This is a genomic window from Aquiflexum gelatinilyticum (genome assembly GCF_024813435.1).
GTDB lineage: Bacteria > Bacteroidota > Bacteroidia > Cytophagales > Cyclobacteriaceae > Cognataquiflexum > Cognataquiflexum gelatinilyticum.
Genome location: NZ_JANAEZ010000001.1, coordinates 362,270 through 386,548, shown reverse-complemented (window position 1 = coordinate 386,548; position 24,279 = coordinate 362,270). Strand labels below are relative to the sequence as shown.

Below are 24,279 nucleotides of genomic sequence, written 5' to 3'. Positions count from 1 at the left end.
TAAATTCACCAATACTTCTTCCATTATGAAACATTGTTTTGTTAGGTTGTTTTTAATTTTTGCTTTTTTTACCTCTGCACCGTTATTTTCCCAAACCGATTCTATCTTTTTCAAAAACAAAGACCTTTTGATCGGTGAAATCAAATCTATGGACAGAGGAGTCATCACCGTTTCCACCGCTTACAGCAAGGAAGATTTCAAAGTCAAATGGGTACAGGTTAATAGAATTATCACAAAAGTTCCTTTTATAATAACTACTTCTGACGGGATAAGAACATATGGAAATGTAATCGGATCCGAAACTGGAAAACTGACTTTCAAACCGGAGAATTCAGAATCTATCGTCATCCATCTTTACAATATCATTGGTATCAATAAAGTGGAAACAAGATTTCTTGATAGGTTAAAAGCTGAAATTGATTTGGGTTTTACGGTGGCTAAGGCTAGAAATCAGAGACAACTCACTATCAGAAGCAGGGTAGGTTACCTTACCAAAAAGTGGGCGCTAAGTGGATCATTTAACGTATTGGCCTCAGTCCAAGATGAAACTGAAGCAATTGGAAGAATGGACGCCAACCTAACTTACATATACTTTCTTCAGAAAGATTGGTTTGCTGTAGGCCGTTTGGATTTCCTTTCAAATACAGAACAAAAGCTTGACCTTAGGTCCAATACAAAGTTGGGTTTTGGTAAGTTTATCAAACGTGACAACCATTTGTACTGGAATTTCTCTGCCGGTACCTCCTTTAATAATGAAAGGTTTATGGGTGAGGCCGAAAAGAGACAAAGTGCGGAATCTTGGTTTGGTTCGGAGGTGAATTTGTTTGATGTAGGTGACATTAGCCTTCTTTCCAACGTATATGCATATCCAAGTATCACAGAAAAAGGCAGAGTTAGGGTTGATTATAGAGTGGATTTAAAATACAACTTGCCTTTGGATTTTTATATCAAAACCGGGCTGACATGGAACTATGACAACAAACCAACACCGGGTGCACCTTTACATGATTACGTTTGGCAAACGACTTTTGGATGGAGCTGGAAATAAGTCAAAATTATTTTTTTGATCTGAAATGCAATATTTTTTCTACCAAAGTCAGATTACTTTTTGTCAAAAAGAAATTTTTAATTGGTTATTGCGTTATACCTGTAAAATATATACTTTTCAACATAATTGCTTATCATCCAATGCAATAAAGAATAATTGATTGTTCGTTTTATAGGTAAATAACCTTCTAAATACAATCAATTGACGGATACCTTCAAAATATCTCGCTTTTGAAATTGTTCCGGAAAAAGATGAAAGGGCACGGCAAATTTCTTTTTTAAGTTTAATAAGTACATATGTTTCCAATCAGACCCGGTCAGTACAGACATCTGAAGCCTAAGTATCAAAAGGTCATACCTCCTGATCTGACATCAGGTTTAAAGGCTACTTCCGACCCAAAAGCATATTCCAATGCAAGGTTAAATTACATCGAAGCCGGCTTGGAGCCTTTTTATGGAGAATTGACTGATGCACATTTGGTACATTTTATCAAAAGGACTCGTTTTGGAGCTACCTTGGAAGAATTGAAAAGATTGAGAGGAAAGTCTCTAAATTTCATCGTATCTGAGTCATTGGCTTCTTTCACTCCATTTACCGAACCGGTCAATAACTACAATGACGTAAGCGAAAACAAAATTGACCCTGAGGTTCCTCTTGGTCAAAGCTTTGTTCAGGCGGCATTCAACAGGGATTTTGAAGGCGATAGGATTGTGGCTCTCAAGTCTTGGATGATCGGTAGGGTTTTAGGCCCCAACAGCGGCATACAGGAAAAAATGGTTTTGTTTTGGTGGAATTTTCTTCCTATCAAGATGTGGGATGTATTTGTAGCCAAATCATGTTACAGATATATCAATATGCTTCACAGGCATGCTTTGGGTAATTTCAAGGAGTTAATCAGAGATCTTACTTTAGACCCTGCCATGCTCGTTTTTTTGAGCGGCGCTTTCAACAACAAAGAAACCCCTGATGAGAATTTTGCGAGGGAACTTCAGGAGCTTTTTTGCATCGGTAAAGGAAAAGATGCAGGGTACAAGGAACAGGATGTACAGGCTGCCGCTAGGGTCCTTACAGGATGGACTGTCAATTGGGACAGTATCCACACAGCTGGTGAGCCCCAATCTTATTTCAATCCGGAAATGCACCATTTGGGAAACAAGCAGTTTTCGGCTTTTTATGGAAATAAGTTGATTTCAGGAAAAGAAGGGGAAGCAGGTGCGGGAGAATTGGATGAAATGCTTGATATGATTTTTGCTACCAATGAATCAGCCAAGCATATCGCTCGGAAGATTTATACTTTTTTTGTAGCCAGTGAGATTACTGAAATGGCCGAAGTCAATGTCATCACGCCTTTGGCAAATATCATCAGACAAAACAATTACAATATTTTGCCTGCAATGACTGCATTGTTTTCCTCAGCTCATTTCTTCCACGAGGAGATTATGGGAGCCTTGATCAAAAGTCCTTTGGATTTTATTCTTGGTTTATGGAGAAATTTTGACATGCCTATTGCCGAAAGTGCCATGGCTGAAAAGGATTTTTATTCTGCTATCCTTTGGGATATGAGCGGAATGGGAATGGAAGTGGGAGATCCCCCCAATGTGGCAGGATGGACACCTTATTATCAGGCCCCACAATATGACAAGATTTGGATCAATACTGATACCATCCTCAAAAGGGCTATCGGGTCCGATTCTATGCTGTTTTGGGGTTATTGGATTTCCAATTCTGTCAATATCGAAGCAGACCTTCTTGCCTATGTAAAAGGTTTTACCACACCGGAAGATCCCAATCTATTAATAAAGGAATTTGCACTAGTGAATCTCGGGCTGGAATTGAGCCAATCCCAGATCGATCAGGTAAAAATGCTTCTGCTCAATGGACAGGATCAGGATTATTATTGGACAGGTGCTTGGCTGACACATGCGGCTTCTCCAAATGATCAGGAAAGTGCCATTATCGTGATCAATAGATTGAAACCGGCTTTCCAGCTTTTATTACAAATGGGAGAAGCGCAACTGATGTAATTTTTATGAAAAGAAGGTCATTTATAAAACACGCCGCACATAGTCTTGCCATCCCTAGTTTTTTGGGGGCAATGAGCAACAAAAGCTTTGGGCAGACTTTGGATAAATTTTTGCACCTAGCCAATGAAACAGACCGTGCCTTGGTTCTGATTTATCTGGAAGGAGGAAATGATGGACTCAATACAGTGATTCCTTTGGCCCACCTCAGCCAACTTAATAAGGTCAGGCCACATGTGGTACTTCCTGAAAGTGGAATTCTACCTGTCGAAGGAACAGACTTTGGTCTGCATCCATCACTCTCCGGATTTCAGACTTTGTATGAGGAGGGAAGGCTTCAAGTATTGCATTCCGTAGGATATCCACAGCAGAATTTTTCTCATTTCCGCTCTACAGATATTTGGATGAGCGGATCGGATTCCGATGAATTGATCAATTCAGGTTGGACAGGAAGGTATTTGGAAGCAAAGCATCCACAGTTTCCGGAAGGATATCCCAATGGAGAAAATCCGGATCCACTGGCGGTGGAAATTGGTTATGGTTCATCCATGCTTTTTCAAGGGGAGAAAGCAGGATTTAGTATGATTATCAACAATACCAACCAGTTTTATCAATTATTGGACAATGAGCAGGAAGAAACTCCTGATACTCCTGCGGGGGATAAACTGAGGTATATCAGGCTTATCGCCGAGCAATCACAAAAATATGGGGCAGTGGTCAGAAGTGCTGCACAGAAAGTTCCGCAACAGAAAGTTTATCCCAATACACGGCTTGGCAACCAACTTAGGGTTGTTTCCAGGCTTATCGCAGGGGGATTAAAGACGCCTCTTTATTTGGTAAGAATGGGTGGATTTGACACCCACGACAATCAGGTGGATGGGGGAGACCATACCCAAGGAGAACATGCGCGATTATTGAAGGATTTAAATGATGCAGTGATGGCATTTATGGCTGACCAAGAGTTTTTGGGAACAGCTGATAGGGTAATGGGAATGACTTTCTCGGAGTTTGGAAGAAGGATAGTCTCTAATTCTAGTGGGGGAACAGACCACGGTGCTTCCGCTCCCTTGTTTATATTTGGTAATATGTCTTATGGTGGATATAAAGGTAACGCACCGCTTATAGATGGATCAGAGGAGTATAGGGATAATATTCCGATGCAACATGATTTTAGACAGGTATATAGCTCATTGCTTACTCAATGGTTTGGGTCAGATGCTTCTGTAAACCAAGCCACGATGATGGGGACTTTTGGCGAAATACCTGTTGTAAAAAATGCACTTATTACCTCAATTGAAAAAGAAGAACCAACCAATTTAAAAGTCTATCCTAATCCGATCAGGGATTTTGCAACTGTAAAATTTGATGTGTTTTCGGGAAATATCAGAATAGACATCATTGACAGCCAAGGAAGGGAAGTGAAAAAAATCTATGAAGGAATGGCCCAAAACAGGCAATTCAATCAAAACTTTGATTTCTCTATGTATCCTCCCGGAAGGTATATCCTTCGTGTCATGGATGGTTTTAGAAGGTCAACAGTCCATTTGATTAAGTTATAATAATCCCCATCCGGCTTTGTTCTGAGGGATTTAGAAGATAAAGGTTTATTTTTTTATTTGGTTAGTTTTGGTTAGAAGGAGTCAGTTGGGAGGCTGACTCCTTTCTTTTTTGCCTCGGTCAGTGTCCTCGCTGACCTGTTGAAGGTTTTAAACCGCTTTTTCCAAATGCTTATCCAATACCTCTCTGATATTTCCTGAAGGTCTTTCCGCAGAGGGATCAATGATTTTTCCTTCTTGGTCTAAAAGGAGGAACCTTGGAATCGCATTTACCATAAAGAATTGGGCAAGCTCAGATTGCCATGCATTGGAAGCAAACCACTGCAGACCATCCATTTTTTTGTTCTTCACCATTTTCTCCCAAGGTTCACGCGTATCATCAATTGACACGGTGAGGAAAGCAACTGGCTTGTCTTTGTATTCTTCTTTTACCTTATCCCAATTGGGATGCTCCGCAATACATGGACCACACCAAGTCGCCCAAATGTCAATATAAACGAGGTTTCCTTTTAAATCACTCAGCTTGACCGAATCTCCTTTGATATCAGTAAAGGTAAAATCAGGAACTGTTTTTCCGGGTGAAATGGGATCCCACTTGGCTTTAAGTTTTTCCAGCTTTTCTGCAAACTTTGGCGTAGTGTTTTCAGCTAAAAATTTGCTGTACATATCTTCCACATGTACCGGCCCTCGGTATTCAAGGGTAGATTTCAAGGTTTCAAATTTCAGTTGGTCCTTGATTTCAGGGTTTTTGATCAATGAATCGATTGCCATCCAAGAAACTTTTTCATATTCTTTGATGGTGGTATCCGCTTTCATCATTTCACCTGCCAAATTGTTAATCCTTTGGTCTAGGAGATTTTTGTAAGGTGCCACGCCAAGCAGTTCCTTTTGGTCCAAAGGCAATTCATTCAATTTACTTTTGGTATCCTCAACCGGAAAATCCACCGAATCCTGTGGAATTTTATTAATATAGGAATGGTATAACGGATACATTTGATCCATAAATAAGCTTTGGTAGGTAAAATAAGATTCTTCCATTTTTGAAAAAACAGGATCAATATCTTTTCCAACTATAAGCGAATCGTAATTCTGTTTGACTATTGAGATGAGACTGTCTTTTCTTGAAAAATAGGCTTCTTTTTTCAAAGCCATGGTTTCCATGAAATTATCAAGCCCGCTCTCATTGATGGCACGGAATTTTTTTCTCAGGTAGGCATTTTCTTTGGCTTTGTCGCCGGAAGCCATGAACGTTTGTCCAAATTCTTTGGCATCACCTGTGATAAAGATGCTGTCTCCGGGATTGAGGTAGAGACTAAATCTCAAATCTCCATTGGTGAGCAAAAACATTCCCGATTCGGGATAATCAAATTTCAACCGGAAGGTGCCGTCAGATTGTACAGAGTCACTTGCAAGGTCTTCATCAAGGCTTGCCATAATTAAAGGAAATTCTGAATTCTCCAGCTTTCCTTGGATTGTGATGCTGTTGTCCACAATTTCAGGTTTTTGGCTGCAGGAAATTAAGAGCATGCTTCCTGCCAACACAGATAGACATAAGTTTTTCATTTGTTTGTGGTTTAGATAGTGGAAGAAGGTAGGAAATCAAAGGACATTGGCTGTCAGATGATATCTTTTTAAACTTAAAAGTACATTATAGTTTTTGGACAAAAAAATAAAACCGCAGTGATCAAATAAAAAACTTGCTATTTTATGATTATTTAACTTTGGGATATGGTTTGAAATTGATAATTGACTTCTGTGAAAGCCAATGTAGCTTAAGGTTAAGGGACAAATCAACGTCAGCTTCGGACTGACGTTGTTTGAAGTTAAAGGGTGTATATAATTCAGGGTGGTTTTGACCTTAAACAGGATGCACAAAACAGTATCAGATACTCAATTTAAATTGTGCGAGTTTTTCCTCATCATATTTTCTAAGTAGCTGATTTAAGGAATCCAGGTAATCCGAAAGAATTTTGTTATTAACTAAGGCACTTTCAGCCTCAGGAATCGTCACTGGCATTTCACTGATAAATTTTTCAAGTTCAGGTGCATATTCTTTGATTTTTACGGTTGCTGCCAGGATTTCAGCATTGAGTTGGGCTTCGGTTTTCATGGTATTTTGGTGTTTGTTGAAAATCATTACAACTGTTAGGTTGCAAAGATCATTCCTAAATAGACTGAAAATCATGTATGAAAAGAAATTAGATTTATATTTTTTACAGGTTTCAAGCCTCTGAATACTTTATAAAAAAGCCATCAAAAAGCGGATTATCCGATTTGAAACGTTTAAATCGGATAAGTAGTCTCCTGGGTTAGTGATAGAGTAGGAAAGGTGAAATTGCTTTATTATTTTAGTTTGACAAATATTTTTAACAAATAAAATTCTTAAAAACATGGAAGACTCTATCTCGTTTACCATTCCACCTGAAGACTTGCAAGCTGTCAAAGACATGATCGCTGCAATTAATGACCTCTTAGCCCCATACCTCATCACCCTTTCACCCGAAGAGCGTGGAAAACTTGTCGAATTGGCTGAGGAATGCGAACCTTTTGTCAACAAAGTAATGGATTATGCTGTCACTAATCCTGAATTTCTTCCTCCTTTTGTGCAAGTTAAGGACATAAAAAAAGATTGGGCTGACACCTCTTCTCTGCTTCCAATTTTCCGGTCTATTCAGCAACTTGAGAGCAATCTCGGCGATACTGTGATGGTGATCAGTTCTGATGCATTTGAAACTGCATTAATCTATTTCAGTTGGGTAAAAATAGCGGCAAATTTAAATGTCCCTAACTCCCAAATCATCTGCGATGATCTAAATAAAAGTTTGGAAGGGGAAGCAAACCATAAGCCTAAACCGAATGAAGAATTGTAATTAAATAGGGAGTTATCGTTTGAACCAGGCCGGGTCGTATGATCTGGCCTTTTTTTTTTGGGAAAAATTCCTTTACAATGAGTCTTTTGTTTACTGACTGAAATGAAAACAAAAAAAAATCCCCTAACCTCAGATCAGAATTGGGCCATAAAATTAAGTCTGAGCAAAAATTGTCGGCATAGCTTTATTTTCATTTCGAGCGGCTTCGTGTAATTGTCTCCTATTTAATTTATAGAAGTCACAACGATAACTTGAGAAGTTGGGGTTTGAGTAGCTTTAATCCTTCTAAAAAGGAAAAAGGACTGTGCCAAAAATTCTGTTTCAGTGCTGGTTTTGACAGGACTTACTCCATGGTTTTCCACTTTAAAAAGTATTCCATTTGGACTTACAATTTCATAACCATTGGGATCATTCTTTTGTCGGACATTTATCTCGTCACCATTTACAAAAATTAATTTACCTGATCCTCCAAACAAACCGCCTTTTCCTTTTCCGATTTGCATTTTTGAATCATTGTCCACAATTCTGGCATGTTTAAATTTTGGATTATTTCGGTTATAAAAAACTCTAAAAGACCTGCCTTGATAAGAAAGGTCAGCATAATCAAATCCTGGATCCACCCACATTTTTGCAGTACCACCTTGGTCATCTTTCATAACGATCTCGTCCTTGGGAATGCTCCATCCATCTTGTGTCTGAGCATTAGAAAAAACAATAAGAGAGAAGAAGAGTAAAACAGAAGATAAAGTCGTTTTCATGGTCATTTTGGCTTATGATTGTGCAAACGGAATTATTAAAAAACAGTTACTATTAATTTTAAGCTGGGGGACTTATTAATTGGTGGGTATAAAGTATAATATGACCTAAGCCAATTCCCTCAGATCCACAGGAACAACCCTTGAAACTCCAGCTTCGATCATGGTGATGCCATAAATGATGTCTGTGCTTGCCATTGTGCGCTTGTTGTGCGTCACGATGATAAACTGGGACTCTTTGGAGAAGGTCTGAATGATGTTGTTGAATTTGTCAATGTTGGCATCGTCAAGCGGCGCGTCCACCTCGTCGAAAATACAGAAAGGTGCAGGCTTCAGCAGGTAGATTGCAAAGAGCAGGGAAGTGGCGGTCAGGGTTTTTTCCCCACCAGAAAGTTGGTTGATCGTCAGAGGTCGCTTGCCTTTAGGTTTGGCGATGATCTCGATCGGACTTTCTAATGGATTGCTTGGGTCCACCAAGGTCAGATCGCATTGGTCCTCCTCGGTAAAGAGCGAGCGGAAGACTTTGATAAAGTTCTCTTTGATCTTGCCAAAGGCATCCAAGAAAGTATCCTTGGCTACCTGATCGATTTCCATGATCGTTTCCAACAGGGAGTTTTTGGCTTTGATCAGATCGTCTCTTTGTTCGGTGATAAAGGTGTGGCGCACTTTGATTTCGTCATAGGCTTCCATCGCCATCGGGTTGATGGGACCGATTTTCTCTAATCGTTCTTTGGCTTTGCCGACGATTTCGCGGATATCGGACTCGGCCATCTCGACATACGCTTCATCCAAAGCAGGATTATCGGCCATCAATCCATCCAAATCTATTTCAAATTCCACACTCAGTCTTTCCTTGAGACTTGCAAGCTTAAGTTTGACTTCATTCATGGACTGCTGCATCTCATGGATCAAAGTATCAAGCGATTCTTTGGATTTTTGGAGTTCACGGATCTGCTTGTCGGTATCATCAATCTCCCCACGGCAGGCATAATAGTCCTTTTCTGCTTCGTTGACGCCTTTTTCTATGCCCTCCTTTTCGGCATAAAGTTCGATCAGCTCGTCGTCTTTGATCTCATTGTTATCCAGCAAGGAGCGGATCTCTGAGTCTATGGAAGCATGCTCGGTTTGGGATTTTTCTATTCTTTCTTTGCTGCTTTCGAAGGCTGATTGCTTGAATTCAATCTCTTGGGCAAGGCTGTTGACGCGGTTGAGCTGTTGGTGATACAGGATATTCTCCTGGTTAAAAGCCGCAGACTTTTGGCTGAGGCTTTCACTTTCAGTTTGGAGCTGAAGGTTTATTCTTTCCAATTCTACTTCCAAAGCTTCAAAAGCTGCCTTTTCATTTTCCAGATCAGGCATGATGGTTTCCAAACTGAATTGGAGTGATTCAATCCGGTCAAGGATGTCCTCCCGCTTGTTGGCATTGGAAGAAAGGAGTTCGGCTAACTGTTCCTTTTTGGTGCGGACAGAGACATATTCCTGATTGGTCTCATTGATTTCCTGCTGCAGCTTTTCAATGGCCGATTTGAAGCTGACTTCTTTGAGTTTGAGCAAGTCAGTGAGCTTGTCGTCAAGATTGGCGCGGGTCGCGGAAACTTTCTTGTTAAGCTCCTTGATTTCCTTTTCGAGTTTCTCCAGATTTTTTGCCCGGCCTATTCTTTTTCCTTCAAAAAGTCCCACAGATCCACCTGAAACGCTGAATTTACGCTTGGTGAATTTACCGCTTTCGGTGATGAAAATTGAAGATTGGTCTTGAGGAAAATCCTGGTATTCACCTTTGACGATATAGACATCATCAAGGATAAATCCGATCAGCTTGGCGTATTTGTCATCGTATTCGATGATTTCCGTTGCCGGAATGGCATTGGCAAATAGCTTGGTCTGGGCCGGATGGAAGCTGCTGAAATGCTCAAGAACAAAGAAATTGGCTTTTCCCTTTGCCGAATCGCTTAAAAGGTTGACTGCTGCAATTGCCTGCAATTCTGTCTCGACCACATAGTAATTCATGTAGGTTTCGAGGTAGTTTTCTATCGTGACCCTGTACTTTTCTTCCGTTGTCAGAATGTCTGATAGGAGCGGAGTGTCCTTCGCCCAACTTGAATTTTTCTTTAGGAACTTGATTGCCTCGGGATACCCCTCCAGGTTTTCTACCAAAGATTTTGTCAGGTTAAATTCATTTTGTCTTGCGTCCAGCTTCCTTGAAGTCTGCGTGACTTCCTCCCGGATCATGTCGATGATGCGGTTGGTTTCCTCTATTTTTTGGATTTGGTCTTCTTCTTTGGATTTGATCTTGGACAACTCAGCTGATTTGAGGTCGAGGAAATCCTTGAGCAAAACCATCTTGTCTTCAAACTCCGCCAAGTTGGTAACCTGATTGGTATCGTCAGAAGCAGTCTTTTCGAGTTCCTGCTTGAGTGTGGAAAGCTGGATTTGCTTGATTTCCTGGTCTTTGGAAAGCTGGTAAACGCGGTCTTTTTTGGAAGAAAAATTCCTTGTCACCTCTTTTTGACTTTCCTGGATTTGAATCTGTTCTCTTTTTTGGGATTCGTAGGCTGCACGCAGTTCCTCGACGATCATTTCTTTCTCGGAAAGCATCTTTTGGGCAGATTCACTTTCCTGCTCAAGGGATCTAATGCTGAATCCTGCACGGTCGTTGGACCTACGGTCTGCATCGATCTGCTCTCGGAGTTTTTGTGCCCGGTCCTCTAGAAATCTCAGCCTTTCGTTTTTGATTTTCTTGTCACTTTCAAACTGCCTGATCTTGTTGACATGCTCGTTGAGTGTCTTTTGGCGGGAGGAAAGCAGTTTTTCCTTCAGGATCAGGTCAGCCTTGCTGAATTCCAATAAGGCTTCTTTTTCTGCGACTTTGGTATTGACTTGGAGCTTTCGGTCTTGTTCCTGCTGTACTTTTTGATTCAAAGAAATCAGCGAATCCGCATGTTTTTGGACGGATTTTTTGGCCAGGTTGATGCTTGCTTCCTTGTATTCCTGTTTGATTTCAAAATACCGAGCAGTCTGCTTGGCCTGTTTTTCGAGGCTTTTTAGGTTTTTTTCTATTTCAAAAAGGATGTCTTCAACACGTGCAAGGTCGGCATCGGTATCTTCTAGTTTCCGGAGGGTTTCCTTTTTTCTCGATTTGAATTTGGATATTCCTGCAGCTTCCTCGAAAAGTTCGCGGCGTGAATTGTTCTTGTCATTCAGGATTTCATCGATCATTTTCAGTTCGATGATGGCATAACTGTTGGAATTGATGCCGGTATCCATAAAGAGGTTGGTGATGTCTTTCAGTCGACAAGCGATGCCATTGAGCAGGTATTCACTTTCCCCTGACCGGTAATAGCGCCGGGTGATGGTAACGTGCGTGTATTCTGTGGGAAGGAGGTTTTTGGTGTTTTCAAAAGTAAGGGAAACCTCCGCGAGATTGCTTGGTTTTCGGTTTTTGGTACCGTTGAAGATCACGTTTTCCATCTTATCCGAGCGGAGCATCCGGGATTTTTGTTCGCCGAGAACCCATCGGATCGCATCCACTACATTGGACTTGCCACAACCGTTTGGACCGACTACTCCGGTTATTCCCTTGTCAAAATGGATGACCATCCTGTCACCAAAACTCTTAAAACCTTTGATCTCCAGCTTACTCAGCAGCATCCTTTACCTCTTTGAAAATGATTACAGACAAAATTACTTGAATTCGGAAATTAACCAAGGCGGGAATGAGAATGATGAATTTAGAATTGAAAATGAATAATTGAATGCAAAACCCTGGCAACCCTCTGCAGATAACAATTACAACAACTAAAACAATTATAACTATTGAGAAACAGATTTCGATAACTTGACAACCCGATAGCCTGACAACGCACAGCATAAAACAATTAAATTCCTATATTAGTAACATCAAATTTCAACTTCCATGGATTTAGGAAACATCATCTATATCATTGCCATCATCGCATATTTCATTTATACAGCGACAAAAAAGAAAGCAAATCCTGAAGAAGTGGACCAACCGGGTTCGCCGGATAATCCTCAGGAACAAAGAAAACCTTTATCTTTTGAAGATCTCTTGAAGGAAATCAGGCAAGGTCAAGGTCAAAGGGAAAAAGAAACCAAAGACAAAAGTCAGAGTAAACCGGCTGAAACACTTGCAAGAAGACAAGAAGGAAGGACTTTCGAGCAACCCAAACCGAAGACTGTGCAAGAAGTCAAAAAGATCAAAAGATATGAAAGTTACGAAGGGGTGATTGAAGAAAGAGCCCTTCCGGATAGGGTTAAATTAGCAGACCAAGAAAGGATCCATAGCCATGTGGAAGGGATTAAATCCACCATTGCACTTGAATCTGTAGGAGGTCAAGAAGAAGAGAACAAGTATAAAACCATGCTCAGAAATCCTGAAACCATTAAAGATGCAGTGATTTTGAGTGAGATTTTGAATAGGAAATATTTTTGAAGCCAAGCTTATTTTTTGATTTAATGAGGGGGTATGAACCTTTCTTATGGCTTACTTTGATATGAATATTGGTTCTTAGTAATTTATTACTGAATGATTTGGTTTAGCACCATTTTTCCAAACCTTTACCTCCTATTTTTCTGAAAAACAATTGTTTGCCTTTGGCGTTTTACTTTAGTAATAATTTTTAAATCCAATCCCAATCCCTTATCCGTATATCTTACCATGAAAACTTTAACTGAAATCAAAACTGGTGAATTGTCTTCGGCAAGAAGAGATTTTATCAAAAAATCCGGTGCTATGGCAGCCATGTCCTTATTTGGAGTGGCTTTTTTTACAAGTTGTTCTTCCGATGATCCTGATCCTGGAAGCGGCAGCAACAATCCTCCGGCGACCGGAAATGGAATCACCGTTACCAATAGTGCTGTCACTGTCAATCTTGATCAGGCAACAGCCTTGGCAACAGCAGGAGGTTGGGCTTTGGTAATTGACGCAAAGGTCTTGATTGTCAATTTAGGGAATAACACTTTCAGTGCTTTAACGTCTGTCTGCACACACTCTCAATGTGACAGAAACTGGACTTTTGGAAGCAATGTGTTTACATGTACTTGCCATGGTTCGAGGTTTAATACAGAAGGTGCTGTGCTCACCGGGCCTGCCATCCAACCATTAAAGAGCTATGCTACCAACCTGAACAACAGGACTCTCACCGTAAATCTCACCTGATGAAAAGGTTTTGGTTTTATTTTATTGCAATTTCCTTTTTTGCATTCCCCAAAATAGGGAATACCCAAGGTTTCAAGACAGAAAGCGGTTCTGTTGAATTTCTTTCAAAAGCTTCCTTGAATGAGTTTACCGGAGTTTCAAGTTCGCTCAACGGCTTGATGGATTTGGATAAAAATCTCCTTGACTTTTTTGTTGACCTCAATACCCTGAAAACAGGTATAGGTTTGCGGGACAGGCATATGAGAGAAAATTACCTTGAAACAAAGAAATTTCCTTTTGCTGAATTTACAGGGAAAATTGAAACCTTGCCTACGTTGATAAAAGGTCAGTCAAGAGAGGTTTTAGCCAAAGGGAAGTTTAAAATTCATGGTGTTGAGCGTGAAATTGAGGTTCCTGGAAAGTTGACCATGATCTCCGATAACGAACTGAAGCTTGAGGCGCAGTTCAAAGTTTTACTTTCTGACTACAAAATAGATATACCAACTGTGGTATTTTATGAACTTTCTGAAGAACAGGTTGTCACCATTCAGGCTGTTTTGAAAAAGAATTAAAAAATCTAACCCATCACTTTATGAACTTGAGAAATCTTATCCTTTTAGCAGGGTTGGTGTTTACATACCCTGCATTTGGTCAACTCGAAAGAAAATTAGCTACCGAAAACCAAAATGTTGATTTGATATTCCACGCGCCAAGACATATCAATTTGCTTACTGTAGAGCCATTGGATAAGAAAGCACTCCATTTTGCGATCATGCATACTTTTGGAACCTTGGATGGCGGGATACAGGATTTGTGGGGCTTGGACAACGGTGCAAACATCCAATTCAGTTTTGAGTATGGCTTCAGTGACAAATTCTCTTTGGGTGCAGCGCGTCAAAGTCGAGACAAAGTGTATAACCTATACGGGAGGTACCATCTTCTAAGTCAGACACAAGATAACAGCATGCCTTTTTCCCTCTCATTGATGGGTGGTGCAGCGGTCAACACTTCTGATTATGGTTTTTTACAAAATGACGCACCAAATTTTGCTGAAAGAACCTCATACGCTTTTCAGTTTATGGCTGCCCGTAAATTTTCGGAAAAGCTTAGTGTACAGGTCACACCGATGATGGCCTATTTTGTAGACCCTAATCCTATCTTCTTTATTGAAGGAGATCAAAACCTGTATCTCGCTTTGGGATTCAGCGGTAAATATAAGGTTACAGGAAAGTCCTCGCTGACTTTACAATGGATTCCCAATCTAAACAGCGACCTAAGAAACAACCTTGGAGTTGGGATTGATTTAGAAGCAGGCGGGCATGTATTTCAAATGTATTTTGTTACCTCCCAATTTTTAAATGAACAGTATCTTTTGGCAGGAGGAAATGGAACACCTGGGGATGAATTCAGGATAGGGTTCAATGTCAACAGAATATTTGCTACAGGAAGAAAGAAAAGCAAAAAGTGATTATTTGCTTTTATAAATCCTGATCAAACCCATTTAGTGAAAATTTTCTGTGACATTCCTTGTCAGTCAGGAAGGAATAGTTGTCAAAAGCATTATATTTTGGCTTTAAACTTATTCTTATGGCTCAGGCAAATACTATTGAACAGCAAAAGATTCTTCGGGTATTTAAACTCATCAACCTTTTGAGGGGAAATATTGGAAAAAATGTCCACAGGTTAGCGGAATCATTGAATACAGATTCAAGGACCGTTTATAGGTATTTCAAGTTGTTGGAAGCATTGGGTTTTGAAATCGAAAAACAGCATTCCAAATTCAGAATTGTGGATCGGGTGGAGATTCCCATAGAGCATGTTTTCGGTACTTTCAACGAAGAGGAAATAGTTTTTATGAATGAGCTGATCAATAAAAGCAGCCAAAAGAATCTCCTCAAAGATTCCATTCTCCAAAAAATCAATATCCGGTCAGATTTTAGACAAAGCGTTAATCAGCTTTTCAATGCCAATTTGGGCATTTTTGTAGACTTGATTTCCCATGCCATCAAGGACCAAAACCAAGTGATTCTGAGAGATTATTATTCCATGAGTTCGGATTCTGTTTCTGACAGGTTGGTTGAGCCTGTGGCCTTCAACAATAATTTTGATTCAATCTATGCTTTGGAAATAGAAAGCAAAGAAATGAAAATGTTTAAAATAGAAAGGATTGGGGAGGTTTTGTTGACTTCCAAGGTATTCAGATACCAATCATTGCACCAGCCTTTGGAGCAGGGATTGTTTGGTTTTTCGGGAAAAAGCCAGTTTTCTGTTCATCTAAAACTCACTAAAAAAGCCTATCAACTGATGATAGAAGAATATCCGGACGCCAAGCCATTCACTTTCACCAAAAACCGAAACCAATATTATTTTGAAGGAAAAGTGCCACAATTGCCGGGATTGGCCCGTTTTATTCTTGGCTTACCAGGAGAAATCAAAGTGGTGGAAGGAGAGGAGCTAAAAATGTATCTGGCAGAGCAGTTGGAGAAAGCTAAGTTTTTTTAGGTAGATCTGAGATATGAGACAAAAGATATGAGACTTTAAAACCCCGAAAATGGAATGGTGAAATTTTCTCTTCCATCAGTGTGATTTCATATCTGATTTTTCTTTCAATGAGGTTTCGCTAAGACGTAATAGTATGTTTTACGCCAACCCCATTTGAACAAAAGAGCCACAATTTTCATCATGGCTCTTTCTTTCAATTGTTTTTGGGAATACATTTTATTTTCCCGGAATCTATCTCAAATCTCCCATCTCAAGTCTCACATCTTATTGATGTTCGTCTCTCAATAAATCATTGACAGTCTTTACAGGATTGAAAGTAATCAAAGGCACTTCTACGAATACGGTATTCCAACCTGCCATCGCGCCGTTCCATAATCCAGGCAATTCCAATGCCTTCAGGTCGCGTCCGCTTTTTGATTTTTCGGTAATAAACCCTGTCCGCATATCCCTAAATTTCAATAAGTCAAATTTATTACCCTTGTAATCCTTGGTGGCACAAACCAAATCGACAGGATTGAAGTGGGTAGAGGCAGAGAAAATCTCTTTGTGTTTTGGGTTGGAAAGGTCGATCTGCGCAGTCTCTGCGATCTGAAGGGAAAGCGAACCGTCATCCTCTTTTACCCAAAAAGGTCCACCTCCCGGTTCCCCAGTATTCTTGACCATCCCGCAGACACGCAAAGGCCTGTTGAGTTTGTGGTGAAGGTAATTTCCTTTTTCAGCAATACTTTTTCCATGATAAGAATCAGGTAAAATTCCTCCCAATGAGTCAGTAAACACCTTCTCGCCAAAGGACACTGCAGATTCATCTACATTGAGATCCAATTTATTTAGAGCCTCGAAGACTTTTTCCTGAATTTCAAGCAACAATCCTCCAATTGCGATCTTATATTCCTTGGTAGTCTGCTTCAACCTGTCGGGAACTTCATTGTCAATGTTTTTGATGAAAATCACATCTCCGTCGATGTCATTCAGGTTTTCGAGCAGGGCACCGTGTCCGGCCGGTCTGAATAGTACGCTACCATCTTCCTCTACAAAAGGCTCGTTATCCATCGTTACCGCTATCGTATCAGTGGATTTCTTTTGTTGAGAATAGGTAATATCGAACTTGACCCCATACTCCTTTTCCAGTTTTGGCTGAACTTCAGCAATCAAGGACTTAAACTTTGGCTCGTGGTCAGGAGAAACCGTAAAATGAAGTCTGATGGTATTTCCTTTTCCCAAACTGTACATCCAACCTTCGATCAGGTGTTCATATGCCGGAGTCCTGTTGTGGTCGCTATATTTATGGAATTTCAATAATCCTTTAGGGAGATTTCCATATCCCAATCCGGAATCATTGAGTAATGCTGATATGATTTTTTTGTATTCCTTATTTTCCAAAGCCTCGCGGATGCTTGATCCTTCTTTTTTAAGGGTATTGTCAAGGTCTTCATAGAAGGCAAATTTTTCGATCTGGCTGATGAATTTTTCTACGAATTTGCTTTTAGAAACATCTCCATCTCCTTCTACAAAGGAAAAAAGGTCTTTGAACATCCTCGTAGCAGCCCCGCTGGCAGGTACAAATTTGACCACTTCTTTTTGCTTTGCTTTTTCAGGATAGGTTTTCTGAAAATGAGCCAATTCTTCATCAGTGAGCAATTTGATCCCATCACCTATGGTAGCGGCCCTTTCAATCGGTAAAAATGGAAATCCTTCTTTGAAGTTTTTGAGCTGTTCTTTGGCATTTTCAAGGGACATACCCTGACTCAAAATCTGCTTTTCAAGCTGTGCGTTCATGGTTGAATGGTTATTGGTTTAAAAACTTTAATATATGAATTGAAAATAAAGATTGGAAGTTTTTTCTATATGCTAAAGTTAATTTTATCACCCGGTCTTTTTTGGGAGAGGATGTTGAGTGAGTTGTTTTCTACTTGCAATATTCTCGGATATCCACCTGTCACTTGTGCATCACGCATGAGGACTATCAGGGTTCCGTTTGGGGTAAGCTGAATTGTCCCCGGATAAACAGGTGAAGTCAATATCGGCTCAACTTCATTTTCTATGGTTTCTTCAAGTTGATAGGCCATCCTGTTGACCAAAGTTGAAATGGTAAATGACTTTTTCATGATCCTGTTTTGCATCAGCTTGGGCAATTTTTCCCATTCAGGTCCTTTAAAGACTTTGATCTCTCCATGCTTGAACCAGTTGAGGTTCATTTTGGCGTGAGAACTCAAAGCAGGGTAGAAGCGCTCTTCAGATAGGTAACAGACCGAATCACTTTTTTCAATTCTGGATTGTGGCGTAATGCCGGGGTACCAACTTCTGCTTTCGGCTACTATTTCAGTTTCAAAACCTCCCTGAATGCCCATATAAAGCCATTGCCCTTTCCTGTATTTCCGGATATGGATGACATCATCTTCTTGGATGTCAAGGATTTTTCCTGCTTTGACAGGTTTGTCATTCCAGTAGATATCCGCATCTGCACCCACAAAAACGACTCTTGTCGGCATCTCAAAAACCATCTTGGCACCGGGCCCTCCCATTTCCAATACCGAATCGTAAAATTGGTTTTGAAGCAGATAATTAGCTTGGGTCATCGAAAACCTATCCATCACACCGGAATAAGGAACTCCGTATGCGGCCATTCCAAACCTTCCAAGGTCCTGAACCGTGGTCATCAATCCCGGTTGGATAAAATGAATGTAGGCGGGTGTTTTAATCATGATGCCATGAATAAAGTCCCTGATGGGAAAGTTGTTGGATATCTTCGAAAACCTCCCTTGTGATGGGTTCAAATTTGACTTTGTCACCAATGGCGGGAACTACAGGTCTTTCTTTTGAAATATCAAATAGCCTGACAGGACATTGGCCTATAGCATGCCATCCTCCGGGACTTTCTGCGGGATAGATGCCAGTCTGTTTTCCCCCTATCGCAACCGTTCCTGAGGGCATAGATCTTTCAGGATTTTTTTTCCTTGGGGTATATAGCTTTTCATCCAAACCTCCCAAATACATAAACCCAGGCAAAAAACCGTAGAAATGAAGTGTGTAAATGGTTTCGGAATGGATTTTAATAATTTCCTCAATGCCGATTTCGTGGATGCCTGCGAGTTTTTCTAAGTCCTTGCCGGATTCAGGGCTATAGTGGACAGGTATTTTCCAGATTTTGGAACTGAAACTTCCGAGGATCGAAGGCAATTGATTGATTTCCTCAAGGATATCAGCGCAATCATTTTCTGAGATTTCTATTCTAAGTTTCAATGAAAGGGTATTGAATCCTATCCTGATTTCCCGGATACCTTCTGTGTATTCTTCCTCAAAGAACCTGCGGACTTGTTGCTGTTCTCTCAAAATATCTGTAGAGATGACTTTTGGCCAAGCTAGCTCAATCAATTTGCTGTGAATTCTAAAAATTCTGATGTCCATCGTTTATTTGCCAAAATGGGTCCGGAAACTTTTCAATATCTCCAATGCCGCAGGATTGTCTCCGTGGATGCAAATGGTCTCCGCTTCGATGGGGATAAAATTCCCTGTGATTGTTTTGATTTTACTTTCATTGACCATCCAACCGACATGTTCCAAAACCTCTTGTGGGTCAGTCAGTAATGCTTTTGGTTTGCTTCTATCCACCAAGCTTAGGTCGTCATTATAACTTCTGTCTGCGAAAACTTCTCTCTTGATTTTGATGCCTGCCTCCATTGCCATTGCTGCCATGAGAGATCCGGAAGGACAATATAGGAAAGCATCTGCAAAATATTCTTCGACCAAGTGGATTAGGATAAAGGCTGTCAGGTCATCTTTTGCAGCAAAGTTATACAATGCTCCATGGGGTTTGACATGATTCATCGATAGGCCTTGTTGTTGGCATATTTTTTCAAAAAATTGAATTTGTTTCAAGATAATTGTTCGGAGCAGCTTATGCTCTATGTTCATGTACTTCCGACCAAAGTTTTCCCGGTCAGGATAGGAGGGATGTGCCCCTGCTTTAAGGTCATGTTTCTTTGCCAGCTTGATTGTGATTTCTATGCTTTTTTCATCTCCTGTATGTCCTCCGCAGGCAATATTACAGCTGTCAATAAATGGCATCAAGGCTGCATCATTGCTCATTCCTTCCCCAAGGTCACAGTTGATATCAAATGGAAAGGTGTTTTTGTTCATCCCTCTAAATTTAGCAAAATAGTCCTTGTATTGGGGTTTGGTCCTGCTTGGTTTTTTTGCAGATTCAATTTTATTTTTTTTATGGTTTTGGTGAATTCTATTTTTTGGAATAGGTATTTAATTTCTCAAGTTGATATTTTTCTCAATATTTGAATAAAAAAATGAAATATTCATACATTTAATTTAATAGCAGCCGATGTATTGATATGTATAAAATCCAAATACTGATTGTTTATTTTGTCTGTCTTTCGGTTGTTTCATTTTCACAGGAACAGGATTCTGTATTGCTCAGCAGGGCATCAGCTGCTTTTGACCTTGCATCTGTAGATTCAGATTCCGCGTACCTTATAGCTAAAGATGTTCTGAGACAATCGGAAGAAAAGGATTTTTCCCGTGGAATAGCAAATGCCTTTAATGCTTTGGGTTGGGTTTTTATGCACAAAGGCAAAATGGATTCTTCCTTGGTCTTTTTTCAGGAGGCAAAAAAGATCTTCGAAAACACAACCTCTGATTTTGACGTGGCTAGGGTGAATATCAACCTGACGGAAGTTTTGACCAAGCAATCAAGGTTTGCAGAAGCATTGGATTATGCATTGGAGGCAGAATTACAAGCTAACAAAATCGGTGACCTTCCACTTCAGACGGATACCAAGAGGCTTTTGGGGATATTATACAGGGAATTGGGAGATATGGAAAAATCCATTTCTTATTTCAATCAAGCCATAGCCGGATTTGAAAAATCGGGAGATATACGGCGGTCCGTCAATACCGCTATCAGCCTCAGTATTTTATTGAGGAAAATGAACCTCCCGGACAGCAGCCTGACAGTGCTTGAAAAGTGTTTGACTTTGGCACAAAACCAACCCAATAATGATTACCAATTGGCCATGATAAGGGAACACCTTGGTGACAGCCATTATCAAAAAGGTGATTTTAATGCTTCATTGGTGGATTATTTGGAAGCCTTCCAGCTGTTTGAAAAATTAGGAAATATGGCCGATGTGGCCTATGAAGCCATGGTGGTAGGTAAAACCCAAGTTGCTTTGGGAAAGTATGAAGATGCAGACCGCTACCTTTCCATGGCCTATAAAGTCAGCGACAGTCTTGGCTTTACCAATTACCAATATGATGCTTCGGTGGAATTAGCCTCTCTGTACCAAAAAACAGGTCAATGGGAAAAGGCCACCAAACAGCTCGGGATGTCGCTGCAGCTCAAAGACAGCCTTGCCAATCAGATGCAGCTTCAGAAAATGGCAGAGCTCAAAGAAAAATTTGAATCTGAAAAGCAAGAACAGGAAATAGCCTTACTCAAGGCCAACATTGACCTCGAAAGCAGCAAGTCCCGACGAAGAATGCAGCTGCAATATTTTGTTGTTGCAGTTTTTTTGTTGGCAATCATCTTGGCCTACCTTATTTTCAACAGATACCAGCTCAGCCAAAAACTCAAAGAGCAGGAACTGAGAAACCAGATTTCCTCAGACTTGCATGATGATCTTGGCTCCACTTTGTCAAGCATAGACATCAACAGCAGGATCGCTTTGCTCAAAATTGATGACGGCACCCTCGTCGCTTCTCAACTCCAAAAAATTCAGGAAAACAGCAAGACCATTTTGGACAGTCTTTCGCATATCGTTTGGTCGATCAATCCTTCCAATGACAGTGTCCAAAAGGTGATTTCCAAGATGAAGGATTTTGCCTCCGAAGTATTCGAATCTCAGGGCATCCTTTATAGGTTCAAGTCCGATGAAGAAGATTTAGAATCGAAAATCAATCCCTTGATCAGAAAAAATATTTACCTGATATTCAAAGAAGCGGTAAACAACTGTGGCAAATACAGTTTTGCAGAAAATGTGGAGATAGAAGTTGGGTTCAAAAACCAATGGTTTCACCTTTCGATCATAGATGATGGAAAGGGGTTTGATATCTTTGAATCCGGCGAAAAGGGAAACGGACTAAGAAATATGCGCCTGCGTGCGGAGCAGATCCAGGGAGATTTGACGATCAATTCCCAAGTCGGCCAAGGAACTTCCATCCACTTCAAAGTTCATATCCCCTGATTTGGGTATTGTAAATAGCTTTGCCAATCGATAGCTTTAATGTTAAAATGTTTTTCCTATGCCGACCAAGATTTTGATTTATGACGACAATACAGACCTGAGGGAAGGCATTTGTCATTTGTTGAGGTTAAGGGAGGAATATGAGGTGGTAGGCGAATTTGGAGACGCCAAAAACGTCCTCAAAGAAGTCGGCTTTTTGAAGCCTGATGTGATTTTGATGGATATCGAAATGCCGGGAATCACAGGGGTAGAAGCGGTCAAAAAAATCAGGACAATAGACAGGAATGCCCAAATCATCATGTTGACGGTCTTTGATGACCAAGGCCATATTTTTGAAGCGCTGCAATCCGGCGCCAACGGCTATTTATTGAAAAGAAATGCCTCGGACAGGTTGGTACAATCCATTGAGGAAGTTTTGTCCGGCGGAGCTCCCATGAGTCCATCCATCGCGCGTCTCATCATCTCAGAAATGCAGCTAAGGAAACCCCAAGAGAATTACCAGCTTTCTATCCGTGAAAAAGAAATTCTCAAATCTTTGGCCACCGGCAACAGCTTTAAACTGATCGCCTCCGACCTGCAGATCAGCCTGGAAACTGTCAGGACCCATATCAAAAAGATCTATGAAAAACTGCAGGTCCATTCCCAGATCGAGGCCGTCAGCAAAGCTTTGAATGAAAAACTGGTCTGATTTTTTGATTCTCTAAGATTTTTATCACCCTATTAGGGTATTGTGGGTTGTAACCCGATTCTGCACCTTTACTTTATGCAAATCAGTCAGGTTGAAGTATTGACAGGCTGTCTATTAAAGTTTTTAGAATATTTCCATCATTTAACTTAATCAGTTATGAGAAAAATTATCTTCCCATATTTCAAAAAAATCCTCTTAAGGCAGCTGCTTTTCGCCCTGATTTTAGGTTCAATTGCTTGTTCTGAGGAGGAGGGACCAAACAATGTAAACAATCCCAACCCTCAGCCTACCACCAAGCTAGAAATCACAGAAACCTCTCCTGAGTATGTATTTTGGGGGGAAGATATCACCATCAAAGGAACAGGATTTAGTACCAAGACTGAGGATAACTTTGTGTGGCTCAAAGGAGAGTCCCAATCTTTTGGTAACTGTGCGTTAACCAACAGGACAGATTCACTTGGATGGAGAAAAGCAACTGTTATCAGCGCTACTACTACTTCCCTGACGGTAAGAATTCCTTATGTCCCAGCCTCTCAAAATGCCAATAACAAACCTTGTGGAGTATATAATCCAAATCTTAGCATAACGGTAGCTGGCAAAACCGTCGTCAGCCCGCAGGTGAAACTTCTCGGAAAGCCGTTTATCAATGAAGTCTGTATCAGTAATTCGGGATTCAAAGGCTCAGGTATCATACCTGGCAAGCAATCCAACAATGTGATCAGCATTGGTGGTTTGGGAATGTTTGGATCGGCTTCAGGAATGGATGCCAAAATGAAACTTGCCATAGGTTCTGAAAATATTCCCCTGATCAAAACAGATCCGCCAATTGCCACCTGTTCCAATGGTTATAGTTTTACAATCCCAATTACAATGGCTTCAGGAGAATGTACACCTGATCCAATCAGGACCGGCAGATTCTCAAAAATGATGGATTTTGTTGCAAGTATAGAAGGTACCTCAATCCAGTCAGAGAAGTTTTCTTATCCTGTCGGCTCATTCCCTGATCAAAGTATAGAGTCTTTAGCTACACAAAGAGCTTCAAAAAGTGCCGCGGGAAATCCTGAAATCAAAATCAAGGGCAAAGGGTTGAATTGGTACAAAGAAGCAAGATTTATCAGTACCAATAGTGCGGGATGCCCCATGGCCACCATCGGACCAGTATCGAATGTTGAGGGCACAGAGCTAACAATCCTTATTCCCCTGTCACAGATGAACGCCAACTGTACCTATCAACTTTCGCTGATCAATACCTGCAATCTTTCAACAGGACAAATCGGACAAGTGATCATTGACCCTTAATTATAGCTTTTCTTTCAACCAATCAGGGATAAGGCTTTTGGCTTTATCCCTTTTTTTTGGATTTCAGGTTAATTTCTGCCGCAATGGTCGCGAAGGTTTCGCAAAGTCCGCAATGGGAAGATGTTCGTTTCCCCGTTATCCTGCTTCTCCAGAAGCAGGATATTTTCTCCAAAGATCCTTCATTAATGGCT

20 protein-coding genes are annotated in these 24,279 nt (G+C 40.6%); 12 read left to right on the top strand and 8 right to left on the bottom strand.

Annotation, left to right across the window (positions count from 1 at the left end):
* Positions 1-25 precede the first annotated feature (25 nt).
* The 3 genes from NK987_RS01610 to NK987_RS01600 all read left to right on the top strand — a co-directional run bounded on the left by NK987_RS01610 (position 26) and on the right by NK987_RS01600 (position 4,628).
* Complete coding sequence (locus NK987_RS01610; RefSeq protein ID WP_259262454.1) at positions 26-1,048, top strand: DUF481 domain-containing protein; 1,023 nt, start codon at positions 26-28, stop codon at positions 1,046-1,048.
* 296 nt (positions 1,049-1,344) lie between these two features.
* Positions 1,345-3,072, top strand: coding sequence for a DUF1800 domain-containing protein (locus NK987_RS01605; RefSeq protein WP_259262453.1), 1,728 nt, complete (start codon positions 1,345-1,347; stop codon positions 3,070-3,072).
* Between the two features lie 5 nt (positions 3,073-3,077).
* Positions 3,078-4,628, top strand: a complete 1,551-nt coding sequence (locus NK987_RS01600; protein WP_259262452.1) for a DUF1501 domain-containing protein — start codon at positions 3,078-3,080, stop codon at positions 4,626-4,628.
* Positions 4,629-4,775: 147 nt separating this feature from the next.
* On the opposite strand, the gene NK987_RS01595 is transcribed toward NK987_RS01600, so the two are convergent.
* Together NK987_RS01595 and NK987_RS01590 are read right to left on the bottom strand one after the other, a co-directional pair.
* Complete coding sequence (locus NK987_RS01595; protein ID WP_259262451.1) at positions 4,776-6,188, bottom strand: TlpA family protein disulfide reductase; 1,413 nt, start codon at positions 6,186-6,188, stop codon at positions 4,776-4,778.
* Positions 6,189-6,507: 319 nt separating this feature from the next.
* Positions 6,508-6,735 (bottom strand): hypothetical protein, encoded by a 228-nt coding sequence (locus tag NK987_RS01590; RefSeq protein ID WP_259262450.1) that lies wholly within the window; start codon positions 6,733-6,735, stop codon positions 6,508-6,510.
* A 280-nt stretch (positions 6,736-7,015) separates the two neighbouring features.
* Here NK987_RS01590 and NK987_RS01585 point away from each other — a divergent pair, with 280 nt between their 5' ends.
* Positions 7,016-7,495, top strand: a complete 480-nt coding sequence (locus tag NK987_RS01585) for a hypothetical protein (protein ID WP_259262449.1) — start codon at positions 7,016-7,018, stop codon at positions 7,493-7,495.
* A gap of 224 nt (positions 7,496-7,719) precedes the next feature.
* Here NK987_RS01585 and NK987_RS01580 read toward each other — a convergent pair whose 3' ends face one another.
* Positions 7,720-8,253 (bottom strand): hypothetical protein, encoded by a 534-nt coding sequence (locus NK987_RS01580; protein ID WP_259262448.1) that lies wholly within the window; start codon positions 8,251-8,253, stop codon positions 7,720-7,722.
* Between the two features lie 105 nt (positions 8,254-8,358).
* Positions 8,359-11,898 (bottom strand): chromosome segregation protein SMC, encoded by a 3,540-nt coding sequence (smc, locus tag NK987_RS01575; RefSeq protein WP_259262447.1) that lies wholly within the window; start codon positions 11,896-11,898, stop codon positions 8,359-8,361.
* Between the two features lie 265 nt (positions 11,899-12,163).
* Here smc and NK987_RS01570 point away from each other — a divergent pair, with 265 nt between their 5' ends.
* The 5 genes from NK987_RS01570 to NK987_RS01550 all read left to right on the top strand — a co-directional run bounded on the left by NK987_RS01570 (position 12,164) and on the right by NK987_RS01550 (position 15,907).
* On the top strand, positions 12,164-12,700 hold the full coding sequence (locus NK987_RS01570) for a hypothetical protein (protein WP_259262446.1): 537 nt from the start codon (positions 12,164-12,166) through the stop codon (positions 12,698-12,700).
* Positions 12,701-12,925: 225 nt separating this feature from the next.
* Positions 12,926-13,426: a Rieske (2Fe-2S) protein gene (locus NK987_RS01565; RefSeq protein WP_259262445.1), complete on the top strand. Its 501-nt coding sequence runs from the start codon at positions 12,926-12,928 to the stop codon at positions 13,424-13,426.
* Positions 13,426-13,977: a YceI family protein gene (locus NK987_RS01560; protein WP_259262444.1), complete on the top strand. Its 552-nt coding sequence runs from the start codon at positions 13,426-13,428 to the stop codon at positions 13,975-13,977. The genes NK987_RS01565 and NK987_RS01560 overlap by 1 nt, the downstream gene beginning before the upstream one ends.
* A gap of 20 nt (positions 13,978-13,997) precedes the next feature.
* A complete protein-coding gene (locus NK987_RS01555; protein WP_258423390.1) occupies positions 13,998-14,873 on the top strand; it encodes a DUF5777 family beta-barrel protein in 876 nt (291 codons plus the stop codon).
* A gap of 119 nt (positions 14,874-14,992) precedes the next feature.
* Complete coding sequence (locus tag NK987_RS01550) at positions 14,993-15,907, top strand: helix-turn-helix transcriptional regulator (protein ID WP_259262443.1); 915 nt, start codon at positions 14,993-14,995, stop codon at positions 15,905-15,907.
* Between the two features lie 264 nt (positions 15,908-16,171).
* On the opposite strand, the gene NK987_RS01545 is transcribed toward NK987_RS01550, so the two are convergent.
* The 4 genes from NK987_RS01545 to pxpA form a co-directional block, all read right to left on the bottom strand.
* Positions 16,172-17,683, bottom strand: coding sequence for a DUF4301 family protein (locus tag NK987_RS01545; RefSeq protein WP_259262442.1), 1,512 nt, complete (start codon positions 17,681-17,683; stop codon positions 16,172-16,174).
* Positions 17,684-17,748: 65 nt separating this feature from the next.
* Positions 17,749-18,609, bottom strand: a complete 861-nt coding sequence (locus NK987_RS01540; protein ID WP_259262441.1) for a 5-oxoprolinase subunit C family protein — start codon at positions 18,607-18,609, stop codon at positions 17,749-17,751.
* Positions 18,602-19,312, bottom strand: coding sequence for a 5-oxoprolinase subunit PxpB (gene pxpB, locus NK987_RS01535; RefSeq protein ID WP_258423396.1), 711 nt, complete (start codon positions 19,310-19,312; stop codon positions 18,602-18,604). The genes NK987_RS01540 and pxpB overlap by 8 nt, the downstream gene beginning before the upstream one ends.
* 3 nt (positions 19,313-19,315) lie before the next feature.
* Entirely contained in the window at positions 19,316-20,044 is a 729-nt protein-coding gene (pxpA, locus tag NK987_RS01530; protein WP_258423397.1) for a 5-oxoprolinase subunit PxpA, read from the bottom strand.
* A gap of 206 nt (positions 20,045-20,250) precedes the next feature.
* Between pxpA and NK987_RS01525 the strand changes: the two genes are divergently transcribed.
* From NK987_RS01525 to NK987_RS01515, 3 genes are all read left to right on the top strand, one after another.
* Entirely contained in the window at positions 20,251-22,101 is a 1,851-nt protein-coding gene (locus NK987_RS01525; RefSeq protein ID WP_258423398.1) for an ATP-binding protein, read from the top strand.
* A gap of 58 nt (positions 22,102-22,159) precedes the next feature.
* Entirely contained in the window at positions 22,160-22,789 is a 630-nt protein-coding gene (locus NK987_RS01520; RefSeq protein WP_258423399.1) for a response regulator, read from the top strand.
* A 156-nt stretch (positions 22,790-22,945) separates the two neighbouring features.
* Complete coding sequence (locus NK987_RS01515; RefSeq protein WP_259262440.1) at positions 22,946-24,088, top strand: hypothetical protein; 1,143 nt, start codon at positions 22,946-22,948, stop codon at positions 24,086-24,088.
* Positions 24,089-24,279 lie beyond the last annotated feature (191 nt).